Origin of the sequence: Methylobacterium sp. GXF4, from assembly GCF_000272495.1 — a bacterium.
GTDB lineage: Bacteria > Pseudomonadota > Alphaproteobacteria > Rhizobiales > Beijerinckiaceae > Methylobacterium > Methylobacterium brachiatum.
On record NZ_AKFK01000076.1, the window covers coordinates 80,067 to 103,382 of the forward strand.

At 69.8% G+C, this 23,316-nt stretch carries 15 protein-coding genes; 7 read left to right on the forward strand and 8 right to left on the reverse strand.

What is annotated here, in order from left to right; all coding sequences use genetic code 11:
• Positions 1 to 16 precede the first annotated feature (16 nt).
• The 4 genes from WYO_RS21030 to WYO_RS21045 form a co-directional block, all read right to left on the reverse strand.
• Positions 17 to 463, reverse strand: a complete 447-nt coding sequence (locus tag WYO_RS21030) for a hypothetical protein (protein ID WP_007566236.1) — start codon at positions 461 to 463, stop codon at positions 17 to 19.
• A 105-nt stretch (positions 464 to 568) separates the two neighbouring features.
• Positions 569 to 1,351 carry a hypothetical protein gene (locus WYO_RS21035; protein WP_007566238.1) on the reverse strand — a complete coding sequence of 261 codons (783 nt, stop codon included), beginning with the start codon at positions 1,349 to 1,351 and terminating at the stop codon, positions 569 to 571.
• A 25-nt stretch (positions 1,352 to 1,376) separates the two neighbouring features.
• Positions 1,377 to 1,577, reverse strand: coding sequence for a hypothetical protein (locus WYO_RS21040; protein WP_007566240.1), 201 nt, complete (start codon positions 1,575 to 1,577; stop codon positions 1,377 to 1,379).
• Positions 1,574 to 2,623, reverse strand: a complete 1,050-nt coding sequence (locus WYO_RS21045; protein WP_039903576.1) for a hydantoinase/oxoprolinase family protein — start codon at positions 2,621 to 2,623, stop codon at positions 1,574 to 1,576. Before WYO_RS21045 ends, WYO_RS21040 begins: the two co-directional genes overlap by 4 nt.
• Between WYO_RS21045 and WYO_RS21050 the strand changes: the two genes are divergently transcribed.
• Positions 2,624 to 3,358 carry a HisA/HisF-related TIM barrel protein gene (locus WYO_RS21050; protein ID WP_007566244.1) on the forward strand — a complete coding sequence of 245 codons (735 nt, stop codon included), beginning with the start codon at positions 2,624 to 2,626 and terminating at the stop codon, positions 3,356 to 3,358.
• 66 nt (positions 3,359 to 3,424) lie between these two features.
• Positions 3,425 to 4,027, forward strand: coding sequence for a 3-isopropylmalate dehydratase small subunit (leuD, locus tag WYO_RS21055; RefSeq protein ID WP_007566245.1), 603 nt, complete (start codon positions 3,425 to 3,427; stop codon positions 4,025 to 4,027).
• Positions 4,028 to 4,109: 82 nt separating this feature from the next.
• Here the strand turns inward: leuD and WYO_RS21060 are convergent, their stop codons facing one another.
• Complete coding sequence (locus WYO_RS21060) at positions 4,110 to 5,792, reverse strand: CHASE3 domain-containing protein (RefSeq protein ID WP_007566248.1); 1,683 nt, start codon at positions 5,790 to 5,792, stop codon at positions 4,110 to 4,112.
• Between the two features lie 526 nt (positions 5,793 to 6,318).
• On the opposite strand from WYO_RS21060, the gene WYO_RS21065 reads away from it, so the two are divergent.
• Positions 6,319 to 7,518, forward strand: coding sequence for a lytic murein transglycosylase (locus tag WYO_RS21065; protein WP_007566250.1), 1,200 nt, complete (start codon positions 6,319 to 6,321; stop codon positions 7,516 to 7,518).
• 582 nt (positions 7,519 to 8,100) lie between these two features.
• Positions 8,101 to 9,672 carry a methyl-accepting chemotaxis protein gene (locus WYO_RS21070; protein ID WP_244424248.1) on the forward strand — a complete coding sequence of 524 codons (1,572 nt, stop codon included), beginning with the start codon at positions 8,101 to 8,103 and terminating at the stop codon, positions 9,670 to 9,672.
• A 91-nt stretch (positions 9,673 to 9,763) separates the two neighbouring features.
• On the opposite strand, the gene rplS is transcribed toward WYO_RS21070, so the two are convergent.
• The 3 genes from rplS to argB all read right to left on the reverse strand — a co-directional run bounded on the left by rplS (position 9,764) and on the right by argB (position 12,216).
• Positions 9,764 to 10,177 (reverse strand): 50S ribosomal protein L19, encoded by a 414-nt coding sequence (gene rplS / locus WYO_RS21075; RefSeq protein ID WP_007566254.1) that lies wholly within the window; start codon positions 10,175 to 10,177, stop codon positions 9,764 to 9,766.
• 135 nt (positions 10,178 to 10,312) lie between these two features.
• Complete coding sequence (locus WYO_RS21080; RefSeq protein WP_007566256.1) at positions 10,313 to 11,068, reverse strand: pyrimidine 5'-nucleotidase; 756 nt, start codon at positions 11,066 to 11,068, stop codon at positions 10,313 to 10,315.
• Between the two features lie 254 nt (positions 11,069 to 11,322).
• Positions 11,323 to 12,216: an acetylglutamate kinase gene (gene argB, locus WYO_RS21085; RefSeq protein WP_007566258.1), complete on the reverse strand. Its 894-nt coding sequence runs from the start codon at positions 12,214 to 12,216 to the stop codon at positions 11,323 to 11,325.
• A gap of 346 nt (positions 12,217 to 12,562) precedes the next feature.
• On the opposite strand from argB, the gene WYO_RS21090 reads away from it, so the two are divergent.
• The 3 genes from WYO_RS21090 (at position 12,563) to WYO_RS21100 (ending at position 23,094) form a co-directional block, all read left to right on the forward strand.
• Positions 12,563 to 13,918: a UDP-glucose/GDP-mannose dehydrogenase family protein gene (locus WYO_RS21090; RefSeq protein WP_007566260.1), complete on the forward strand. Its 1,356-nt coding sequence runs from the start codon at positions 12,563 to 12,565 to the stop codon at positions 13,916 to 13,918.
• Positions 13,919 to 14,287: 369 nt separating this feature from the next.
• Positions 14,288 to 21,730, forward strand: a complete 7,443-nt coding sequence (locus WYO_RS21095) for a type I polyketide synthase (protein ID WP_193375361.1) — start codon at positions 14,288 to 14,290, stop codon at positions 21,728 to 21,730.
• Entirely contained in the window at positions 21,727 to 23,094 is a 1,368-nt protein-coding gene (locus WYO_RS21100) for an aminotransferase class I/II-fold pyridoxal phosphate-dependent enzyme (protein WP_007566264.1), read from the forward strand. Before WYO_RS21095 ends, WYO_RS21100 begins: the two co-directional genes overlap by 4 nt.
• Positions 23,095 to 23,316: the final 222 nt, after the last annotated feature.

The following is a 23,316-nucleotide window of genomic DNA, read 5'->3' on the forward strand; positions in this document are numbered from 1 at the left end:
CAACGAGGGGTATTCGTCAGGTCAGCCCAGATCCGGTGGCAAGCTCGGTCAGGTCCTCGCGCAGATCAGCCATGAGTTCATCGTGCGAGAGATTCGGTCTCGGGTCGTCGAGAGAATCCTGAATCTCGGCGGCGAGCCAGTCGGAATGGGCGGCGCGGTGAGCTTTGCGGATGGCCTCCGCCCGCCTCTGATCGCCGGTTGCTTCCACTTTCTCGGCCGGATCCCAGGCGCTGGCGTCGAAACAGCCGACGCTGATGCCGACGCCACGCAACACGCTCAGGGCTGCGAGCGGATTGTCGAAGCGGCGCGGCTCCAAGCTGCGGGCCTTTGTCAGCACTGCCGCTGTCCCGCTGCGCGTTGCAATCTCGACGAGAAACGTCCCGCCCACGCCTTTCAGCGTCACGCCTGTCACACCGCCCGCAACGTTGGTGGCCCGGAGCTGCTCGATCGTCATACTCTGCATGAGTCGCGCTCTCGAAAGGATGCTCTCTGCGACGAGAAATACGCATGGTTCCGCGAAGACATGCAACTGTCGGCGGGGCTGAGGCGACGCTGTACTCCAGCGATCTCACCCGGTCCGAATGCGGCGTCCGACGAACAGCCACGGCAGCACGCAGGCCGCCGACAGGGCGATCGAGACCGCGTAGGCGGTGACCATGTCGGTCCGGCCGAGCAGCAGGTGGATGCAGACGTAGAAGGCCAGCACGCCGAACGCCCCCTGGGCGCTGCCGCGGACCACGTCGAGGGAGGCGCGCACGCCGTCCTGGAACCGCGCGAAGGCGATGAGCGGCCAGGAGATGATCGGGATCGGCGCCAGCAGGCCGCTCAGGCCCGAGCCGAGATAGGGTGCGAGCGTCGAGACCAGAAGCACCAGCGCGGTCGCCGCAGCCAAGCGCGCCGGCATGTCCCAGCGCGGCGGCCGCGGACGGCGGGTCGGCGCAGCGGGCCCTGCCGCCCGCGGGCACAGCGCCACCACGAGCGCCATGATCGGCACGTCGATCGCGGTTGCGAGCCATAGACCGGGCCGGATCAGCCCGTGCAGCACGAGGCCGCCGAGTATGAAGGCCGACAGGGCGGCGCAGAGGGAGGCGACCGGCCCCATCCGCGGGGCGCAGACGGCGTAGGCGAGATAGCAGAGCGTCACCGCCCCGAGCCCCTCCACCGAGCCGATCGCGGCCTCGGCGGCGAAACCCGCGCCCTGCTCGAGGGCGAGGTAGATCGAGATCGGCGCCGAGGTGAGCGGCAGGCCCGACAGCACCCCGCCGACCAGGCTGCCCCAGCGGCGTGACGCCGCCGACACGGCCCACATCAGCGTCGGGGTGATGGCGATCTTGGCGGCGATCAGGCTCATCGCGGGTTCCCGTCGCCCGCTCCGCTCACGCCGCGTCCGGCGGCTCCCCATCGTCCGGCACGGCCGGCGAGTTCAAGATATCCTCCAGCTCGTCCACCAGCCGGTCGATCTGATCCTCGGTGGCGAGCACCTTCAGGACCTCGCCGGATTCGGTCTCCACGGCCAGCTCGATATGCGGCCCGACCCGAGTCGTCAGGACCCGGGCCAGGATCTTGATGGCGCTCATGCGAATGTATCCTCCGAGGCGATGAGGCCGACCGCGACGGCCGGCCCGCAGGTCGAGATCCAGTCGGGCTCGCCGGCGACGCGCTCGCGCAGCAGGTCCACCAGCAGGCGGGCCGGACGCCCGAGCCGCTCGGCCAGGCGTGGTCCGAGGAACGCACCGGCGCCGCAGACGATCAGGGGGGCATCCGTCGGCAGGTCCGGCCGGGAGAGCAGGGTCGCGGCCGCATCGTGCAGCAGCCGCAGCTGCGCCTCGGCGAAATGCGCCGCCAGCAGCGCCCAGGCCTCGGGTGTGCCCTCCCCCCGGTCGCGCCCGACGATCCGGGCGAGCCGGGTCTCGCTCTCGGGGATGGACTTGCCCTTGCGGTCGCCGCTGGCCTGCTGGTCGGCGCCTTCGGGGAGCAGGCCGAGGATCCGGTACACGTCCGCCATATGGGCGAAGGTCTCGGTCATCAGCCGAGTGCGGCGGCCCTTGAACGGGGCATCGTGGGCGAGCGCGATCACCGGGGTGCGGACGATCCCGGTATAGACGAGTTCCCCCGTCTCCAGCCGCTCGGCGTCGCTGTAGCCGGCGGCGGCCGGGCGGCCGCCGACGATGGGGATCAGGTCGGCGGTGGTGGAGCCGATATCGACGAGGAGCGCGTCCGGGGCGTGCCGCCCGGCCAAGGCCGCGGTGGCGTGCCAATTGGCCGAGGCCACGTCGGCGAACAGGTCGGCCGCCGCCTCCGGGGCGACCAGGCCGGAGCGCCCAGCATAGATCCGCACGCGGCCGGACAGATGCTTGCCCGCCCAGTTCGAGAGCGCCGCGACGCCCTCGCGCCGGTCGGCGAAGCAATCGGTCAGCTCCCCGGTCATGGTCACGGCGTGACGCGCCTCGCCGCGGGCCCAGTCGGGCAAGGCCGCCAGGGAACCGTCGAGAGCCGCGACGCCCTGCCAGAGCGGGCACGGGACCTGGGACGCCGCGACCACCCGGCCCGCCTCGACCAGGGCGGCCTTGACGTGGACCCCGCCGAGGTCCCACCCGATCTGCTTTGCGACTGGCATGGGCATATGACCGCGACGCGCGCCTCAACGGATGATGGATTCGGGCATCCCGGCTTCGCGGTGATCCCGGTGCTCGACCTGCGCGGCGGCCGCGTGGTGCGGGCGCGCCGGGGCGAGCGCTCCTCCTATGCCCCGATCGAGACGCCCTTGGCAAAGGGCTCCGAACCCGCCGCCGTGGCGCGCGGGCTGCTCGCTGCGTGGCCGGCCCGGACCCTCTACGTCGCCGATCTCGACGCGATCATCGACGCGGCCGCTCCGGATCTCGCTACTCTCGACGCCATCGCCCAGGCCTGCCCGGGGATCGGCCTGTGGGTGGATGCGGGCTTCGCCGCGTTCGAGGGCGTCGCGGCGTTCCTGGCCGCCGGCCTGGGACGGCCGGTGATCGGCAGCGAGAGCCAGTCGGATGCCGGGCTCGTGGCACGCCTCGGCGACCGCGCCGTTCTGTCCCTCGACACCCGAGGGACCGAGCGTCTCGGCCCGGCGGCGCTGCACGACGATCCTGCGCTCTGGCCGCCCGACGTGATCGCGATGACCCTCGCCCGGGTCGGGGCCGGGGCCGGTCCCGATCTCGAAGCCCTCCAGGCCCTGCGGACGCCGGGCCGCCGGGTCTACGCGGCCGGCGGCGTGCGCGGGCCGGACGATCTGCGGGCGTTGCGGGAGGCCGGGATCGCCGGAGCTCTGGTCGCCTCCGCGCTCCACGACGGCACCCTGCGGTACGGCGAGGCTGGGGACCTGGCCTGACGCTTCCGGGCGGCCCCCGAGGCTGCTAAACCGCCCCCAGACCCAGCCTTCAAGAGCCTGCAGACGATGGAAAAATTCACCACGCTGGAGGGCGTCGCGGCGCCCATGCGGATCATCAACGTCGACACCGACCGGATCATCCCCAAGCAGTACCTGAAGACGATCAAGCGCACCGGTCTCGGCAAGGGCCTGTTCGCCGAGATGCGCTACAAGGACGACGGCTCCGAGAACCCGGATTTCGTGCTCAACAAGCCGGCCTACCGGAACGCCAAGATCCTGGTCTGCGGCGACAATTTCGGCTGCGGCTCCTCCCGGGAGCACGCCCCCTGGGCGCTGGCCGATTTCGGCATCCGCTGCGTGATCTCCACGAGCTTCGCCGACATCTTCTTCAACAATTGCGCGAAGAACGGCATCCTGGCGATCACGGTCTCGCCGGAGGATCTGGAGAAACTCTTCGAAGACGCCGAGCGCGGCTCGAACGCGACCCTGTCGGTGGACCTCGAGGCTCAGACCATCAAGGGTCCGGACGGCGGCACCCTGCATTTCGACATCGACAGCGGCCGCAAGCACAGCCTGCTGAACGGCCTCGACGAGATCGGCCTCACCCTGCAGCGCGGCGCCGCGATCGACGCCTACGAGCAGAAGCTCGCCGCACGGGAATGGGCCTGATCGGTCAGCTCCTGGAATGCCGGATCTGCGCCCGATCGCAACGGGATCGGGCGCAGCCTTGAGGTCGTGATGAGCCCTCTGCTCAGGCCGCCTTCACGTCCGCCAGGAAGGTGGCGACGGCGCGGCTGAGGTCGTTCGAGTTCTGCGACAGGCCCTGGGCTGCGCCGAGGACCTGGGACGCCGCCGAGCCGGTCTCGCCGGCGGCGCGCTTGACCTCGACGATGTTGCCGGTCACCCGATCCGTCCCCGAGGCGGCCTGCTGGACGTTGCGGGCGATCTCCTGGGTCGCCGCGCCCTGCTCCTCGATCGCCGCCGCGATCGCCGTCGAGCTGGTGGCAATCTCGCCGACGATGCGGGCGATCGACCGGATGGCCGAGACCGCGTCGCCGGTCGCCGTCTGGATCGCGCCGATCTGCGCCCCGATCTCCTCGGTGGCGCGGGTCGTCTGCCCGGCCAGCTCCTTGACCTCGCTCGCGACGACGGCGAAGCCGCGCCCCGCATCGCCGGCGCGGGCCGCCTCGATCGTGGCGTTGAGCGCCAGCAGGTTGGTCTGCCCGGCGATCTGCGAGATCAGGGCGATCACACTGCCGATCTTTTCCGCGCTCTCGGCCAGCACCTGCACGGCGCCGTCGGTCTGGATCGCCTCGTCCGAGGCCGCGCTCGCGGCCTGGGCCGCGCGGGTCACCTGGCTGTTGATTTCCCGGATCGAGATCGACAGCTCCTCCGTGGCCGCGGCCACGGTGTTCACGTTCGAGGAGGCCTGCTCGGCGGCGCTGGCCACCGTTTGCGCCTGCGCGTCGGTCTCCTCGGCGATGCCGGTCATCGACTGTGCGGTCGCCTCGAGTTCGGTGGCCGCGCCGGCCAGGGCCTGTGTCAGGCCGGAGACCTCGGTCTCGAAACGGTGCACCACGGCGTCGAGATGGGCGGCGCGGCGGGCCTTGGCATCGGCTTCCTGGGCCGCCGCCGAATCCCCGGCCCGCTTGGCGATCAACGCCTGCTTGAACACCTCGACGGCCGCGGCCATCCGGCCGATCTCGTCGCGCCGGTCGCTGCTCGGAACGGCGACGTCGAGGTTGTTGCGGGACAATTCACCCATCACCAGCGTCATGGCACGCGTCGGGACGGCGATCAGGCGGGTCAGCAGGACGGCGCCCGCGATGGCCGCGGCCAGCAGGGCGACCAGGGAGATCAGCGTCGTCAGATAGGATGTCGAGAAGGCTTCGGCGGCGTCGGCTTGGCGGCTCGCCAGCAGCGTGCGCTCGCGCGCATCGATCTCAGCGACCTTGGCCCGGATCCCGTCCATGAGCGTCTTGCCGGCCCCGCTGGCCTCCCGCGCCCGCGCCTCGGCCTGCGTGCCCGGCTGACCCATCAGCGCGATCTCGGGCTCCGCGATGTCGGCCTGCCACCGCTTGGCCAGGGTCTCGATCGCGGCGATGCGGGTCTGCTGCTCAGGGTTGTCGCTCGTCAGCGTCCGCAGCCGCTGGAGGGCGGCGTCGAAGGCCTTCGCGCCGCTCTGGTAGGGAGCCAGGAAGACCGGGTCGCTTGCCACCAGATAGCCGCGCAAACCGGTCTCACGATCGATCAGCGTGGTGATCAGCGACGCGTTCACGTTCAGCACGTCGTAGGTGTGCTCGGACCAGCCGATCGAGGTCTGGATGAAGGAGAGTTTCCGAAAATTGATGAGCCCGGTGCCGATGGCGATAAAGATCAGTATCGCGAATGCGCCCACGACTTTCTTCGCGATCGAGAGGTCCGACAGGCGCATGACTGATGTTTCTCCCGATGCGGCGGCGACGATTTCCGACTCTATGGACGGTCGAGAATGAATCAATTGCCGTCAAGAATATCCACAATTTGCTTGAGATCACAAATCCTGCGCCGCAGCGAAGCTTGTTTCCGCTTATGATTAAACAAAGCTATTCATCTCATGTCTTCGATATTCATATTAGAATTTGTAGGCATTGCAAAGTGCGTGTCCGTCCAAGTCTGTCGTCCGGCGCATAAAGGCGAGAATACCGGACTATCCGGCCATCATCACGCTTCACGCCCGCCCGGCGAACGCCCGCGACGGGCCGGGCCGCATTGCCGAGGAGGGCCGTGCCTCGGCGCAGGGATCGACCGTCATGCGGCTGCGTGAAGGTGGGGTCGCTTGCCGCCCTGCCGGTGCCGGGCGTCCGGACGCCGGCGAGCCGCCACCTCGGGCGGCCGATCATGCGCGACCTAACCGGTCCTTAACCCTCGTATTGCCTGATTCGAACACCATACAACGAACGTCGAACGGGAACGCCAGGATGCGGATTCACACCCTCGGATCGGGCGTCGCGCTCGGGTTCGGTCTGCTCGCAGGCCTGGCTTCGGTGCCCGCGCGCGCCGATTTCGACTCCTGCCTCGCCGGCCTCCAGGGTCAGGCGGCTTCGGCCGGTGTGTCGGCCCAGACCTTCCAGGCAGCCACCCGCGGCATCAGCTTCGACGACAAGGTGATCGAGCTCTCGCAGGCCCAGCCCGAGTTCAAGACACCGATCTGGGACTACATGGCGGCGCTCGTCGACGACGAGCGGGTCGAGGACGGGCGCGCGGCCATGCGGCAGCACGCATCCGCCCTGGCCCAGGCCGAATCGCGCTACGGGGTCGACCGCTACACGATCGCGGCGGTCTGGGGCGTCGAATCGAATTTCGGCAAGAACCTCGGCAAGATGCCGCTGGTGCAGTCGCTGGCGACGCTCGCCTGCTCGAACAACCGCCGCCGGGACTTCTTCCGCGGCGAGCTGATCGCGACCCTGCGGATCATCGAGCGCGGCGACATCGCGCCCGAGCGGCTCACCGGCTCCTGGGCCGGCGCCTTCGGCCAGACCCAGTTCATGCCGACCACCTATCACCGGCTCGCGGTCGATGGCGACGGCGACGGCCGGCGCGACGTCGTCGATTCGGTCGCCGACGCGGTCGGCTCCACAGCGAACTTCCTGCGCGTCGCCAAGTGGCAGAACGGCCAGGTCTGGGGCTACGAGGTGAAGCTGCCCCGCGGCTTCAGCGTCGGCGCGGCCGGGCGCAAGAACAAGAAGCCGATCGCGCATTGGGCCTCCCTCGGCGTGACCCGTGTCGATGGCCGCCCGCTCTCGGGCGAGGGGCCGGCCGGCATCATCGCACCCGCCGGCATCGATGGGCCGGCCTTCCTGGTCACCAAGAACTTCGATGCGATCTATTCGTACAACGCGGCCGAATCCTACGGGCTCGCCATCGCGGTCCTGTCCGACCGCCTCCGTGGCAAGGCCGGCGTCCAGGCCGCCTGGCCCACCGACGATCCGCCCCTGTCGCGGGCCGAGCGGCGCGATCTCCAGACCCGGCTGGCCGCCCGCGGCTACGATGTCGGCGAGCCCGACGGCAAGGTCGGCCAGAAGACCCGCGACGCGATCAAGGATGTGGAGCGCAAGCTCGGCATGACGCCCACCGGCCGCCCCGGCGGCAAGGTTCTCGAGGCCCTGCGCGGAAGCTGAGCCCGATCCCGGTCGCGCATGGGTGTGATCCGGCGGCCGGCGGCGCACCTGGCCGCCGGGCGCAGCGATCGCGGGACGCTGATCCCGATCACGCCTCCAGCTTGCACCCGCCCACCCGGTTCGAGACGGGACCTCGGCGACCGCGATGGTCTCGGTGGGAGGCAGGCGCTTCTGCGCGACGGAGCATTAATCCGTCCCCGATCGCGGATCAGCCATGCAATGAAGAGATGGATCGGCGGCGCTGTAGCCGAACTGTCGTATTCATCAATATATGTATATGCATAATTTCTCGATGCCGTTGAAGGCGCGGCGCGCAAAAATAGTATGAGATCCAAAATATAGATATCGGCCGTGTCTAATATTAAATAAATTCATAATACCAATACGTTTTTTCGGATCTAAATCTTGAGTTGCGTGCGTCTGCTGGGATATATTAGTTCCGACGCGCGTTAAATTGAGATTAAAATGAACATCTCGCTCGCAAATTTGTCATTGTCGCACAAGCTTTCGCTTCAAACGCTCCTGACATGTCTGATCATCGCGCTGATCGGCGGCGTGGGATTGAAACTATACGATCGCGAAATGCGCGACGAGCGCGTGCAATCGCTGCGGACCATCGTCGAGCTGGTGCAGTCGCGCGCCCAGGCTCTCGACGAACGGGTGAAAGCCGGGACCCTGACCAAGGATGCGGCCCTGTCCGAGCTGGCCGAGTCCACCATGACGATGCGCTACAGCGGCGGGACGAACTACATCGCGATCTACACGATGGACGGCGTCGCCCTCGCCGCGATGAACCGCAAGGATATCGGCAAGAACCAGATGGATCTCGTCGTCAACGGCGTGCCGATCATCCGGGCGTTCATCGAGCGCCTGAGAGCGTCCGATTCGGCGATGCTGGAATACGAATATCTCCGGCCCGGACGGGAGGGCGTCTTCCCGAAGGTGTCCGTGGCGACCCGGTTCGCGCCCTGGGACATCTTCATCGTCACCGGCGCCTATATCGACGACATCGCCGCGGCATTCCGCTCGCTGGCCTTCACGGTGCTGGCCCTGCTGGTCGGTATCGTCGGGGTCTCGGTGCTCGGCTCCCTGCTGATCGGGCGCAGCATCACCCGGCCGCTCGGGCGCCTGCACCGGCGGATGCGGACCCTCGCGGAGGGCGACATCACGAGCCCGGTCTCCGATACGGAGCGCGGCGACGAGATCGGCCGGATGGCTGAGGCCGTGGAGGTGTTCCGTCAGGCCATGGTCGCCAAGGGCGAGATGGACGTGGCTGCGGCGCGGGATGCCGAGGCCAAGATCGAGCGGGCGCAGGCCCTCGACGCCCTGACCCGTCAGTTCGAGGGCAATGCCGGGACCCTGATGCAGGGCCTGACCTCGGCCGCCACGGAGATGCAGGCCAGCGCCGCCACGATGGCGCAGAGCGCGGCGCGGACGAGCACCCGCTCGGCGCAGGTGGCCGAGGCCGCGCAGGAGACCTCCGCCAGCGTGCAGACCGTGGCTGCGGCGACCGAAGAGATGTCCACGACGATCCGGGAGATCTCCGGCCAGATGGCCCGCTCGTCGGCCATGATCGGGCAGGCCGCGACGGAGGCGCAGCGCACCGACGCGATCGTGCGCGATCTTGCCGAAGGCGCGGAGAAGATCGGCGCCGTCGCCAGCATGATCGCGGCAATCGCCAGCCAGACGAACCTGCTCGCGCTCAACGCCACGATCGAGGCGGCGCGGGCCGGCGAGGCCGGCCGCGGCTTCGCGGTGGTCGCCTCCGAGGTGAAGGAACTCGCCGGCCAGACCGCGCAGGCGACCGCGGAAATCGCGACCCGGGTCGGCGCGGTGCAGGCCTCGACACGGCAGGCCGTGGAGGCGATCCAGGAGATCGGCCGCACGGTCACCGAGGTCAACACGCTGGCCACCAGCGTCGCGGCCGCGATCGAGGAGCAGGAGGCGACGACCGGCGAGATCGTGCGCAGCGTCGCGCAGGCGGCCGACGGCACCAGCACGGTGACGGGCAACATCGCCGACGTCTCGACCGCCGCCCAGGAATCCGGGAAGGCGGCCGAGCAGGTTTTGGCCGCCGCCTCCGAGCTCGCGCAGAAATCCGGGCGGCTCTCCGCGGAGATCACCCACTTCCTCGACCGGGTCCGGGCCGCCTGAGCGGCGGGCCTAAAAAAAACCGGCCCGGCAGAGCCGGACCGGTTGAAACCCTCGGAAATCCCCCGGCTGCGCGCCGGGGGCGTCCCGCATCTTACTCGGCGGCGGCCGGCGCGGCGGCCGAAGCCTCCTTGGCGGCGTCCTTGGCCTTGTAGCGGTCGGTGCGCTCGACGATGCGGGCCGACTTCCCGCGACGGTCGCGCAGGTAGTAGAGCTTGGCGCGACGGACCTTGCCGCGGCGGGCGACCTTGATCGAATCGATCATCGGCGAGTGGACCGGGAAGACGCGCTCGACGCCCTCGCCGTAGGAAATCTTGCGAACCGTGAAGCTCTCGTTGAGGCCGCCGCCCTGGCGACCGATGCAGACGCCCTCGTAGGCCTGGACGCGGGTGCGCTCGCCTTCCTTGACGCGGACGTTGACGATGAGCGTGTCGCCCGGCTCGAAATCGGGAATGGTCTTCGCGAGGCGCGCGACTTCCTCGCGCTCCAGCTGCTCGATGATGTTCATGGCATAGCTCCAGCCGTTGCGCCGTGCCGCCCCTCATGGGCAACCGGCACCAGGATTTCGGCGATCCTGTTGTGAGTTGGGCGGCTCTCTACAGGATCGCCGCCGGCTTGTCGATTGGGGATGCGCGGCGCCGCGTCAGGCGCGATCCGCCCGCAGCGACGTGCGTGTCACCTCGGGCAGCACGCAGGCCGACAGGAAGGCCGCGAGATCGTCGGTGATGTGGTCGATATGCGGTTCGCGTACCGCTTCCTGCTCGAAGGCTTCGCGGTAGGGGTCGACGATCTTGGGCACCACCAGCACGGTGGCCATGCCGAGATCGTGCGGCACCGCGAGGTTGCGGGCGATGTCCTCGAACAGCACCGCTCGGGTCGGCTCGACCCCGTGCGCCTCGAGGAACCGCTCGTAGGTCGATCGCTCGGGCTTGGGGACGAAATTGGCGGCCGCGATGTCGAACACGTCCTCGAAATGGTCGAGGATGCCGAGCTTGGCCGCGACGTTCTCGGCGTGCCGGCGCGAGCCGTTGGTCAGGATCAGCTTGCGGCCGGGCAGCCGCTCAATCGCGTCGCCGAGATTCTGGTCGAGCTTGATCGTCGAGTGGTCAATGTCGTGGGCGAAATCGAGGAAGTCGTGGGGATCGACCCCGTCCTCGGTCAGCAGGGCCGTCAGAGTCGTGCCGTAGCGGTGGTAGAAGTATTTCTGCAGGGCGCGGGCCGAGATCCCGTCGAGCCCGTAGAGACGCATGACGTAGAGCGTGATGCGCTCGTCCACCTGCGGCCAGACCTGCGCGTCGCTCGGATACAGCGTGTTGTCGAGGTCGAACACCCAGGTGTCGACATCGGAAAACCCCCGGGCGGCGGGAGTGGTGAACTGGGCTTTCTCCGGGTGGTGCACCGTGTCCCTTTGAAATCCTGATCCGGCGGGATTCTAGGGCCATGCCCGATCGCGTTGCAATCGGATGCGGTCCTCACCCCTCGGTGCGGCGCGGACCCGGCCGCCGATCCTCGCGGAATCGGCGGCCTGGGAATGGTCAGGCTCGCAGCGCAGGCTTGCGCCAGCCTGAGCCCGGACAACGACAATGCGCGGGCGGAACGGGCGTTTCCGCGTCCGATTGGCCCATCGCCGTCCGCTTCGTGGCGGCTCTCAGCTCAGCCCCGCCGGATCAGCGTGCCGGCACCGTAATCGGTGAACAGCTCCAGCAGCACCGCGTGGTTGACCTTCCCGTCCAGGATCACGACCGCCTCCACGCCGCGCTCGATCGCGTACATGCAGGTCTCGATCTTGGGGATCATGCCGCCCGTGATGGTGCCGTCCGCGATGAGGCGCCGGCAATCCTCCACGGTCAGCTCGGGAATCAGTTTCTTGTTCTTGTCGAGCACGCCCGGGACATCGGTGAGCAGCAGCAGGCGCTTGGCCCGCAGCGCGCCCGCGATGGCGCCCGCGAAAGTGTCGGCGTTGACGTTGTAGGTCAGCCCGTCGGCCCCGTAGGCCACCGGGGCGAGGACCGGGATCAGCTCCGCCTTCAGCACCGCGTCGAGCACGCCGCGCTCGACATGGTCCGGCTCGCCGACGAGGCCGAGATCGATGGCCTGCTCGGTGTGATTCTCGGGATCGATCACGGTCTTCATCGCCCGCTTGGCGCGGACCATGTTGCCGTCCTTGCCGCACAGGCCGATGGCCCGGCCGCCCTCGGCCGAGATCCAGCCGACGATCTGCTTGTTGATCGAGCCGGCCAGGACCATCTCGACCACCTCGACGGTGGCCTCGTCGGTGACCCGCAGGCCGCCGCGGAACTCGGACTGGATGCCGAGCCGGTCGAGCATCTTGCCGATCTGCGGGCCGCCGCCATGCACCACGATCGGCTTCACGCCGGATTGCTCCAAGAGGACGATGTCCTCGGCGAAATCCTCGGCCGCCGCGCGGTCGCCCATGGCGTGGCCGCCATACTTGATGACCACGATCTCCTGGTCGTAGCGCTGCATATGGGGCAGCGCCTGAGACAGGACTTCGGCGCGCACGTGCACGTTCGGCAATTCGGTCATCGCGGTCCTTCGCCGATCCTTTGAATGAGCCTCGGAGGGGGCTTGGGAGGTGGCTTGGGAGGGGGCTTGGCGGCGCCCGGCCTCGCCCGGCCGGCGGGCGCGCTTCTACAGGAAACCGCCCGCGCTGCGAACCCGCGAACACATATGTTCGGGGGCCGCGGCGGCGACAAGCTCCGGCCGGCGTCAAGCCGGCTTCGGGTCCACTGTCAAAAAACAGTCGTGTTTCCGCGGTGTTGCATCGTCGCGACAGAAACGGGCGCTGGCGCGCGGCCCGGGTTGCATCGCCGCTGGTCCCGGATCATGCTGCATTGCAGCAAGCCGCGCGGCGGGCTGCCGGGAGGGCCGGATGCGGATTGCGATGATTGGGGCCGGGTATGTCGGCCTGGTATCCGGGGCGTGCTTGGCCGATTTCGGCCACAGCGTGGTCTGCATCGACCGCGACCCGGACAAGATCGCCAGCCTGAACGCCGGCCGCATGCCGATCTACGAGCCCGGACTCGACGCGCTGGTCGCCGAGAACGTCCGCCAGGGCCGGCTCGCCTTCGGGACCAGCCTGCGCGATGCGGTCGCTGAAGCGGATGCGGTGTTCATCGCCGTGGGGACGCCCTCGCGCCGGGGCGACGGCTTCGCCGACCTCTCCTTCGTGTTCGATGCCGCCCGGGAGATCGCCGCGGCTCTGTCGGGCTTCACCGTGGTGGTGACCAAGTCGACCGTGCCGGTGGGCACCGGCGACGAGGTCGAGCGCATCATCCGCGAGATCCGGCCCGAGGCGGACGTCGCCGTGGCGTCGAACCCGGAATTCCTGCGCGAAGGCGCGGCGATCTCCGACTTCAAGCGCCCCGACCGCATCGTGGTCGGCACCGAGGATCCCCGGGCCGAGGCGGTGATGCGCGAGGTCTACCGGCCGCTCTATCTCAACGCCGCGCCGATCGTGGTGACGAGCCGGCGCACCGCGGAGCTGACGAAATACGCCGCCAACGCGTTCCTGGCGGCCAAGATCACCTTCATCAACGAGATCGCGGATCTGTGCGAGGAGGTCGGTGCCGACGTCCAGCAGGTCGCCCGCGGCATCGGGCTCGACAACCGGATCGGCGGCAAGTTCCTGCACGCCGGGCCGGGCTACGGCGGCTCCTGCTTCCCCAAGGACACGCTTGCCCTCGTCAAGACTGCCCAGGATGCGGGCACGCCCCTGCGGCTGGTCGAGACCGTCGTGGCGGTCAACGACCAGCGCAAGCGCGCCATGGCCCGCAAGGTGATCAAGGCCTGCGGCGGCAGCGTCCGGGGCAAGACCGTGTCGCTGCTCGGCCTGACCTTCAAGCCCGACACCGACGACATGCGCGAGGCGCCGTCCCTGTCGATCGTGGCGGGCCTGCAGGATGCCGGCGCCAAGGTCCGCGCCTACGATCCGGAAGGGATGGAGCAGGCGCGCGCCCTGATGCCGGATGTGGATTATGCCGAGAACGCCTATGCCTGCGCGGAGGGGGCGGACGCGCTGGTGATCGTCACCGAGTGGAACGCCTTCCGGGCGCTCGACCTCGACCGGCTGCGCCAGATCATGGCATCCGCCGGCCCCGCCCCGGTGCTGGTCGACCTGCGCAACATCTACGACCCCGAAACGGCCGAGCGCCACGGTTTCACCTATCGCGGCGTCGGACGATCCAAGGATAGCGCCAAGGATAAGGCCGGTCCGGACGCGTCTTGAGCGTCGGCCCGACGGCGTCGAGCCGTCGCATTGCGGCGCCTGATCTGCAGGCTGCTGCAAAGATGTCTTTGGAAAACCCCGGCGGCACCGCTAGACGGGACCCGCCTGCCGGCGCGCAACTGTGGCATTTCGATGGTCGCGTGACCGTCTCAACAGGCGGTGAAGCGATGCAAACTTGGCATTTCGGGCGTCGGCACTGGACTGCATTCTGATGAATACATGTCACAGGCCACCGCAATCTGCCCGAGCAGGGATGACGTTGCCTGGGGGCAGGTTGGACACCGCAATGGTGCCACAGTAAGGAGTGAGAGGGTACTCACTCGTCGCGAGCCGAGCCGACTTCCGATAACGAGCGTGTGCGAACCGAACGTGACACAACGTACAGATATTGCGATCGTCGGACGCGCATGCCGACTGCCCGGGGCCCCCAACGTCGACGGGCTGTGGCAACTCCTGTCCGAGGGCCGCTGCGCCGTCAGCAAGGTCCCGAGTGACCGCTTCTCCCTCGACCGGTTCGCGCATCCGCGCGCCCAGGAGCGCGGGAAGAGCTACACCTGGGCCGCGGGCATCATCGACGACATCTGGTCGTTCGACCCGGCCGTCTTCGGCATCTCGCCCCGCGAGGCCGAGCAGATGGATCCGCAGCAGCGGATGCTGCTGGAGCTGACCTGGGAAGCGCTTGAGGATGCGGGCCTGCGCCCGTCGAGCGTGGCCGGCAGCAACATCGGCGTATTCGTCGGCGCCTCCTCGCTCGATTACGGCAACCTGCGCATCCTCGATGCGGCCTCGGGCGACGCCTACGCGGCCACCGGCAACACGCTCTCGATCATCTCGAACCGCATCTCGTACATCTTCGACCTGAAGGGCCCGAGCTTCACGGTCGACACGGCCTGCTCGTCCTCGCTCGTCGCCTTCGACAACGCCGTGCAGGCGATCCAGTCCGGCCGCGTGGACACCGCCGTCGTGGCCGGCGTCAACGTGCTGGCGAGCCCGTTCAACTTCATCTGCTTCTCCACCGCGCAGATGCTCTCGCGCACCGGCCTGTGCCAGGCGTTCTCGAAGAACGCCGACGGCTACGTGCGCTCCGAGGGCGGCGTGGTGTTCGTGCTGCAATCGGCCGAGGCCGCGCGGCGCAACGGCGCCACCGTGCGCGCCCGGATCGTGGCGTCGGGCATCAATTCCGACGGCCGCACCACCGGCATCTCGCTGCCGTCGGGCTACGCCCAGGGCGCCCTGCTGGAGCGCGTGTACCGCGACGCGGGCATCCGGCTCGACGACCTCGCCTTCATGGAGGCGCACGGCACCGGCACGCCGGTGGGCGATCCGATCGAGGCCTCGGCCATCGGGACCAAGCTCGGGCGCGGCCGCCAGGCGCCGCTGCCGATCGGCTCGATCAAGACCAATATCGGCCATACCGAGCCGGTCTCCGGCCTCGCCGGCCTGATGAAGGCGACGCTGGCGCTGGAGCACGATCTCGTGCCGCCGTCGCTGCACGCGGCCGAGCTCAATCCCGACATCCCGTTCGACGAGCTCAACCTGAGCGTCGTCCGCGAGGCTCTGCCGATCACCCGCGGTCCGCGCGAGCGCTATGCGGGCGTGAACTCCTTCGGCTTCGGCGGCACCAACGCGCACGTCGTGATCACCGACGGGAATTCGGGCGCGCAGGCAAAGGCCGATGCGCCGGCGCCGTCCGCCCAGGTGCTGCTGCTTTCGGCCCAGAGCCGCGCTGCCCTGAACGAGCTCGCCCTCGATTACGCCGAGCGCCTCGAAGCCGAGCCCGACCGGGTCGCCACGGTGGCCGCCGCCGTGGCGCATCGCCGCGAGCGCATGCCCGCCCGCCTGGCGATCGCGCTGGACGGGAAGATCGACGTCGCCGCGGCTCTCCGCGCGGTCGGCGAGGGCGAGGACGCCCAGGACGCCTTCACCGGCACCGCGGTCGACCGCGCCGCCGAGGTGGCGTTCGTCTATTCCGGCAACGGCAGCCAGTGGGCCGGCATGGGCCGCGAGGCCTACGAGGAGAACCCGACCTTCCGGGCCGCCTTCGACCGGGTCGACACCCTGTTCCAGACCTATGCCGACTGGTCGTTGAAGCAGGCCCTCTACGCCGAGGATCTGGACGAGCGCCTGGCGCTCACCAGCGTCTCGCAGCCGCTGATCTTCGCCATCGAGAGCGCCTCGACGGCGGCCCTCAAGGCCAAGGGGCTGATCCCCTCCTACGTGCTCGGCCACAGCGTCGGCGAGATCGCCGCCGCCGAGGCGGCCGGCATCCTCAGCCTCGAGGATGCGGTCCGGGTCATCTACTACCGCAGCCACCATCAGGAGACGACGCACGGCCAGGGCACCATGGCGGTGCTGCTGATGCCGGCCGAGGAGGTCGAGTCCTTCCTCAAGGATTACCCGTCGCTCGACATCGCCGCCTACAACAGCCCCAAGGCCGTCACGGTCGCCGGGCCGGTCGCCGATATCGAGGCCGCCCTCAAGGCCCTGTCGCGCAAGCGCCGCCGCGGCCGCAAGCTCGACCTCGCCTACGCCTTCCACGGAAGGCTGATGGACCCGACCGAGAAGCCGCTGCTGCGCGACCTCGCCGGGCTGAAGGCCCGCGCCGGCACCACCGCGATGGTCTCCACCGTCACCGGCAGCGTGCTGGAGGGCGACAATTTCGGCGCCGGCTACTGGTGGCGCAACATCCGCGAGCCGGTGCGGTTCAGCGAGGCCGTGCAGGATGCCACCCGTCGCGGCACCCGCGTCTTCGTCGAGGTCGGCCCGCGCGCGACCCTGATGTCCCATGTCGGCGACGCGGTCGAGCCGCTCGGCATCGAGACCGCCACGGTCGGCGTGATGCACCGCAAGGCCTCGGGCGGCGACCCGATCGCCAAGGCGGTCAGCGCCGCCCTGGTCCAGGGCGCGCAGGTCGACGAGTCGCTGATCTTCGGTGACGCGCCCCTGGGCGATGTCCGCCTGCCCACCTATCCGTGGCAGCGGCGCCCGTTCCGCCTGGCCGACACCCCCGAGAGCGTCGGCGCCATGAGCGCCCGCCCCTACCACCCGCTGATCGGCTCGCGGACCACCTTCGACGGCCTGGAGTGGAACGGCTTCGTCGATCCGGCCACCCTGCCCGAGCTGGAGGATCACCGGGTCGACGGCCAGGTGATCATGCCCGGCGCCGGCTTCGTCGAGATGGCGCTGGCCTGCGTCCGCGAGGCGATGCGCCACGACGAGGTGGTGCTGGCCGATTTCGAGATCCTCTCGCCGATGGTCTTCGCCGAGGAGGCCCTGCGCGAGGTCGCGGTGCGCCTGTCCGGCACCGGCAACGGCATCCAGGTCCTCAGCCGCCCGCGCCTGACCCAGACCCCCTGGCAGCTCCACGCCCAGGCCAAGATCGTCGACGGCACGTTCACGGCCCCGAAGGCGCCCGATCTGGACGGGTTCGACTTCGACAGCGCCGGCGAGCAGGTCCTGAGCGGCGAGGCGCTCTACGCCCGGGCCCGCGCTTCGGGCCTCGGCTTCGGCCCGAGCTTCCAGCAGGTCGCCATGAGCGCCCGGCTGGATGACGCCACCATCGTCTCGGACCTGCTGCCGGCCGAGCCCGACACCCGCTTCGCCCTAGTCCCGCAGCGGCTCGACGCCTGCTTCCACGGGCTGATCCTGCTCTTCGCCGACCTGCTCGGTGAGAATGCCGGCAAGGCCTACATCCCGGTGCGCTTCGGCGAGGTGCGTCTGCTGCGCCCCGGCGCCGTGATCGCCCGCTCGATCATCCGGACGCGCCGCTGCAACGAGCGGTCGATCCTGGCCGACTTCACCCTGCTCGACGCCGACGGCGCGGTGGTCGCGACCATCCGCGAGGGCCGCTTCCAGGCCCTGCGCGCCAAGGGCGGCGGCGACCTCTCGGCCTTCGCGATCTCGCAGGTGCCGGAACTCGCCACCGAGCCGACCGCGATCCCGATGGAGCGCCGGCCGAGCGTGGCCGCGCGCCTGCGTCCGCTCACCGCCGAGGCGAAGGGGCCGGCCGATGCCGCCCTGTCGCCGGGCCACCTCCTGCTCGAAGGCTGGGCGACGTCGCTGGCCTACCGCCTCGCCTCCGGGCTGGCGGAAGGCGAGACCGTCTCGGTCACCGACCGGCGCGTGCCGGAGGCCCTGCGCCCCTGGCTGCTGAACGCCCTTTACGCCCTGGAGAGCAGCGGCCTGGCCGAGCGTGCCGGCCAGAACTGGACCCTGGGTGACGGCTCGGCGCTGCCGGCGCCGGACGAGATCATGCGCTGGATCGCCGGCGACCATCCGGATCTCTCCGCCGAGCTGGTGCTGATCGCCGATGTCGGCGCCATGGTCGACCGCCTGCTCGCGGGCAAGCTGACCGAGGCCCCGGCCCTGCCGCAGGGTGCGATCGACGCCTTCGTGATGCGCTCGGCCACCGCGCGCCACACCGCCGACGTGGTCGCCGAGCTGATCGAGAAGAGCCGCGGCCAGCTCCCGAAGGAGCGCGCGCTGCGGGTCCTGCAGGTCGGTTTCGGCCCGCTCTCCGCCCAGGCCGCGGCCTTCGCCGCTGCCGCCGAGGCCCGTCTCACCGTGTTCGAGGCCGACCGCCGGCTTGCCGAGCGCGCCCGCCTGTCGCTCACCAACGGCGCCGCCGTGGTCGAGGCGGCCGACGAGCTCGCCCCCGGCAGCTTCGACCTGATCCTGGCGGCCGGGAGCCTGCATCGCGGCGAGCGCGCCCTGCCGGGCCAGCTCGCCGGGGCGCTCGCCACCGGCGGCCTGCTGGTGGCCGTGGAGCCGGGCGCGTCCCTGTTCCGCGACCTCGTGTTCGGCCTCACCAGCGGCTGGTTCGAGGAAGCCGTCGGCGGCATGCCAGTCGGACGCCTCGAGGATATCGAGGGCTGGCAGCGCACGCTCAGCGCCCACGGCCTGGTCAAGGTCGCGGTCGAGCGGGCGGCGTCCGCCAACGGCGACGACCTTCTGCTGGTCGCCGAGGCTCCGGTCCGTCCGGGCCCCGCCCCGGCCCAGACCTTCGCCTTCGTGATCGGGTCGGACGACGAGTTCGCGGCCGAGACCGCCTCCTCCCTGGCGACCCTGCTGGTCGCGGGCGGCGTGCATGTCTCGATCATCCTCGACTCCGAGACCTCACTGATGGAGCTGGAGAAGGAGACCCCCGACACGGTGGTGTTCCTGGCCGGCGCCTTCACCCGCGGCGGCGAGGCGGCCGAGCGGCTGCGCGACCGCTGCCTCAGCCTGAAGCGCTGCGCCGAGCATCTCGGCGCCCGCCCGACCCGCCTCTGGGTCGTGGCGCCGGGCGCCACCCGCGATCGCGGCGGCCAGACCACCAACATCGAGGCCGGTGTTTGGGCCTTCTCCCGCACCCTGGCCAACGAGGCGCCGAACCTCGACGTGCGCCGGATCGACCTCTCCCCCGAGATGTCGTCGAAGCGCGCCTCCGAGCGCCTGCGCGACCTCATCCTCTCCGGCACGCCGGAGACCGAGATCGTGCTTGACGACGAGCGGACGCAGGTCGTGCGCTTCCATGCCGGCCGGCCGAAGCACCGGGATCCGGCGGATGCCGTCCCGGCCGAGGCCGCGCGCCTGGAGCGCAGCAACACCGGCGGCCTCAACGAGATGGTCTGGGGTCCGGCCGAGCGCCGCACCCCCGGCAAGGGCGAGATGGAGATCGCGGTCGAGGCCACCGGCCTCAACTTCCGCGACGTTCTGTGGGCGCTCTCGATGCTGCCCGAGGAGATCCTGGAGGACGGCTTCGCCGGCCCGCGGCTCGGCCTCGAATGCGCCGGCCGGGTCACGGCCGTCGGTCCGGGCGTGAAGGGCTTCAAGGTCGGCGACCCCGTCGTCGCCTTCGCCCAGTCGGGCTTCGCGACCCACATCGTGGTGCCCGAGCTCGTGGTCGCGCCGAGCCCGCAGGGTCTCGACCCGATGGCGGCGGCGACCGTGCCGGTGGCCTTCCTCACCGCCTATTACGGCCTCGTCTCCTGCGCCCGGATGCGGCGCGGCGAGTGGGTGCTGGTCCATGGCGGCGCGGGCGGCGTCGGCCTGGCCGCGCTGCAGATCGCCAAGCTGAAGGGCGCACGGGTCATCGCCACCGCCGGTTCCCGCGAGAAGCGGGCCCTGGTGAAGGCGCTCGGCGCCGAGCACGTGCTCGATTCCCGTTCGCTGGCCTTCGTGGACGAGGTCCGGGCGATCACCGGCGACGGCGTCGACATCGTGCTGAACAGCCTGTTCGGCGAGGCGATGGAGCGTTCGCTGAACGCGCTGCGGCCGTTCGGCCGCTTCGTCGAGCTGGGCAAGCGCGACTACGTCGCCAACACCCATATCGGCCTGCGCCCGTTCCGGCGGAACCTCAGCTACTTCGGCGTCGATCTCGATCAGGTGATCCAGCACCAGGGCGACGACGGCGCGCGGATGTTCCGCGAGGTGATGGCGCTGTTCAACGACGGCGGCCTCAAGCCCCTGCCCTACCAGCCGTTCACGGCGGCCGAGACCTCGGACGCCTTCCGGCTGATGCAGCAATCCGGGCATATCGGGAAGATCGTGATCAGCCCGCCCAAGGCCGGCACGATCATCAAGGATACGCGCCGGCCGTTCACGGTCTCGGAGAACGGCGTCCACCTGGTCACCGGCGGCCTCGGCGGCTTCGGCCTGGAGGCGGCGCGCTGGCTCGTGGACAAGGGGGCCAAGCACCTCGTGCTCGCCGGCCGCAAGGGCGCGACCACCGACGAGGCCAAGGCGATCGTCGCCGAGCTAACCGGGCGCGGCGTGAAGGTCGAGGCCAAGGCGGTGGACATCACCAGCCGCTCGGCTGTCGACCGGCTGCTGGCGGAGATCGAGCAGGGCGGCAGGAAGCTCGCCGGCGTGCTCCACGCCGCCGCGGTCCTGCAGGACGGCCTGATCGCCAACATCGACGCCGCGGCGCTCGACACGGTGATCGGCCCGAAAGTGATCGGCGCCCAGCACCTGGACGCCGCCACCCGGGACCGGAGCCTCGACTACTTCGTGATGTTCTCGTCGGCGACGACGTTCATCGGCAATCCCGGCCAGGGCTCCTACGTGGCCGCCAACGGCTTCATGGAAGGCTTGGCCCGCCAGCGCCGCCGCCGCGGCCTGCCGGCTCTGGCGGTCGCCTGGGGTGCGATCGGCGATGTCGGCATGCTCGCCCGCAACAAGGCGGTCATGGAAGGTCTCGCCGGCCGCGTCGGCGTCACCCCGATGGAGGCCCGTCGCTGCCTCGAACTGATGGCCGACGCCCTGGAAGCCCAGGGGACCTCGCCGGACGAGGCGGTGATCGCCATCGCGGCGATGCATTGGGGCAAGGCGCGCGAGCGGCTCGCCACCATGCGCTCCCCGAGCTACGCCGATCTCGGGTCGGACCAGCAGGTGGAGGCCGGCGGCGTCCAGGCGATCAATATCGGCGCGCTCCTCAAGGGGGGCGACGTCGACGCGGTCCGCAAGACCGTGTCCGACGCGATCGTCGAGGACATCGCCCGCATCCTGCGCCTGCCCAAGGACGATATCAGCCGCGTGCGCCAGCTCTCCGAGATCGGCCTCGACTCGCTGATGGGCGTCGAGCTGGGTGCCAGCCTGCAGGAGCGCTTCGCCCTCGACGCGCCGCCCGCCGGCCTGTCGTCCGGCATGACGGTCAACGAGCTGTCGGAGTCCTTAATTCAGGCGGTTTCGGCCCCCATGGATGAGGCGGCCGGTGTCGCGATGAGCCTCGTCTCGAAGCATATCGGCGGTGAGATCGATGCGCAGATGATGGCGCCGCTCAGGGAACTCATCGAGCAGACCTCCAGCGAGATCAAAGAGACCAACTCATGACCGATACGGCACGGCCTGACGGCGGGCGCGCGGCGCTCGCCGGCTTCGTGACGAACCGCCTCGGGCGCGCGACCCCGCGCCCGGCCCCCGTCAAGGCGGCCTCCCCGGCCGGGAAATCGGCCGCGCAGAACTTCGAGAACCTGCCCGGCTACCGCGAGCTGCAGCTGCAGCGCCAGGCGGCGCAGCTGATCGGCCTGGGCAACCCGTTCTTCCGCGTCCACGACGCCAAGGCCGGCGCGACCACGCGGATCGACCAGAAGAGCTTCACCAACTTCTCGTCCTACGATTATCTCGGCCTGAACGGCCATCCGCGGGTGAGCAACGCGGCCCGGGAGGCGATCGAGGCCTACGGCACCTCGGCCTCGGCGAGCCGCGTGGTGGCGGGCGAGCGGCCCGGCCATATCAGCCTCGAACAGGCGCTGGCCAAGCACTACCGGACCGAGGGCTGCATCGTGATGGTGAGCGGGCACGCCACCAACGTCACGACCATCGGCGCCCTGCTGGAAGCCGGCGACGTGATCTTCCACGACGCCCTGTCCCACAACAGCATCGTCACCGGCGCGCAGCTCTCGGGCGCCCAGCGGCGCTCCTTCGCGCATAACGACCTCGACGCCCTGGAGAGCCTGCTTCAGAACACCCGCCACGAGCACCGCCGCGCGCTGATCGTGGTCGAGGGGCTGTACAGCATGGACGGCGATGCGCCGGACCTGGCCGGGCTCATCGCCCTCAAGAAGCGCTACGACGCCTGGCTGATGGTCGACGAGGCCCACGGCCTCGGCGTCACCGGCCGTACCGGCGCCGGCCTGTTCGAGCATTGCGGTGTCGACCCGAACGAGGTCGACATCTGGATGGGCACCCTGTCCAAGACGCTCTCGACCTGCGGTGGCTACATCTGCGGCCCGATCGCGCTGATCGAGTACCTCAAGCACACGGCCGGCGGCTTCGTGTACAGCGTCGGCATGTCGCCGCCGCTCGCCGCCGCCGCCGAGGCGGCCCTGGCGGTGATGCATGCCGAGCCGGAGCGGGTCGAGCGCCTGCGCCAGAACGGCACCCTGTTCCTCGCCACCGCCAAGAAGCTCGGCCTCGATACCGGCTTCAGCCTCGGCCTGGCCGTGGTGCCGATCATCGTCGGCGACTCGCTCAAGGCCGTGACCCTGTCGGACCGGCTCTTCCGCCGGGGCATCAACGTCCAGCCGATCATCCACCCGGCGGTGCCGGAGCGGGCCTCGCGCCTGCGCTTCTTCCTGACCTCCGAGCACACCGCCGACCAGATCCGCGACACCGTGAGCGCGGTGGCCGAGGAGATGGCGGCGATCGACAAGGGCGGCTCGCTGATCGAGCAGCTGCTGGCCAAGCGCGGCTGAGGTCTTTTCGGACTGCGCCGAGGTCCGGCGCGGTCCAGGGCTCAAAACGCAAACAGGGCGCGGATGGCATCCGCGCCCTGTTTGCGTTTCCGGGATCTCGAAACCGCCGATCCTGAGACCGGCGGGTCGGCCTCTCTATTTCGCGTAGGCGTAAGCCGTGGCGGCGGAGCTGAGCGGTCCGGTGACGCCGCTGAAGGCGGTCAGCACCTTCGACACTTCGGT

Coding starts and splice junctions, on each gene's coding strand:
- WYO_RS21050 (WP_007566244.1), top strand. CDS start 2,624: ATGACCGCGACGCGCGCCTCAACGGATGATGGATTCGGGCATCCCGGC.
- WYO_RS21035 (WP_007566238.1), bottom strand. CDS start 1,351: ATGAGCCTGATCGCCGCCAAGATCGCCATCACCCCGACGCTGATGTGG.
- WYO_RS21060 (WP_007566248.1), bottom strand. CDS start 5,792: ATGCGCCTGTCGGACCTCTCGATCGCGAAGAAAGTCGTGGGCGCATTC.
- WYO_RS21040 (WP_007566240.1), bottom strand. CDS start 1,577: ATGAGCGCCATCAAGATCCTGGCCCGGGTCCTGACGACTCGGGTCGGG.
- WYO_RS21100 (WP_007566264.1), top strand. CDS start 21,727: ATGACCGATACGGCACGGCCTGACGGCGGGCGCGCGGCGCTCGCCGGC.
- WYO_RS21070 (WP_244424248.1), top strand. CDS start 8,101: ATGCGCGACGAGCGCGTGCAATCGCTGCGGACCATCGTCGAGCTGGTG.
- WYO_RS21090 (WP_007566260.1), top strand. CDS start 12,563: ATGCGGATTGCGATGATTGGGGCCGGGTATGTCGGCCTGGTATCCGGG.
- argB (WP_007566258.1), bottom strand. CDS start 12,216: ATGACCGAATTGCCGAACGTGCACGTGCGCGCCGAAGTCCTGTCTCAG.
- leuD (WP_007566245.1), top strand. CDS start 3,425: ATGGAAAAATTCACCACGCTGGAGGGCGTCGCGGCGCCCATGCGGATC.
- WYO_RS21045 (WP_039903576.1), bottom strand. CDS start 2,623: ATGCCCATGCCAGTCGCAAAGCAGATCGGGTGGGACCTCGGCGGGGTC.
- WYO_RS21065 (WP_007566250.1), top strand. CDS start 6,319: ATGCGGATTCACACCCTCGGATCGGGCGTCGCGCTCGGGTTCGGTCTG.
- rplS (WP_007566254.1), bottom strand. CDS start 10,177: ATGAACATCATCGAGCAGCTGGAGCGCGAGGAAGTCGCGCGCCTCGCG.
- WYO_RS21030 (WP_007566236.1), bottom strand. CDS start 463: ATGCAGAGTATGACGATCGAGCAGCTCCGGGCCACCAACGTTGCGGGC.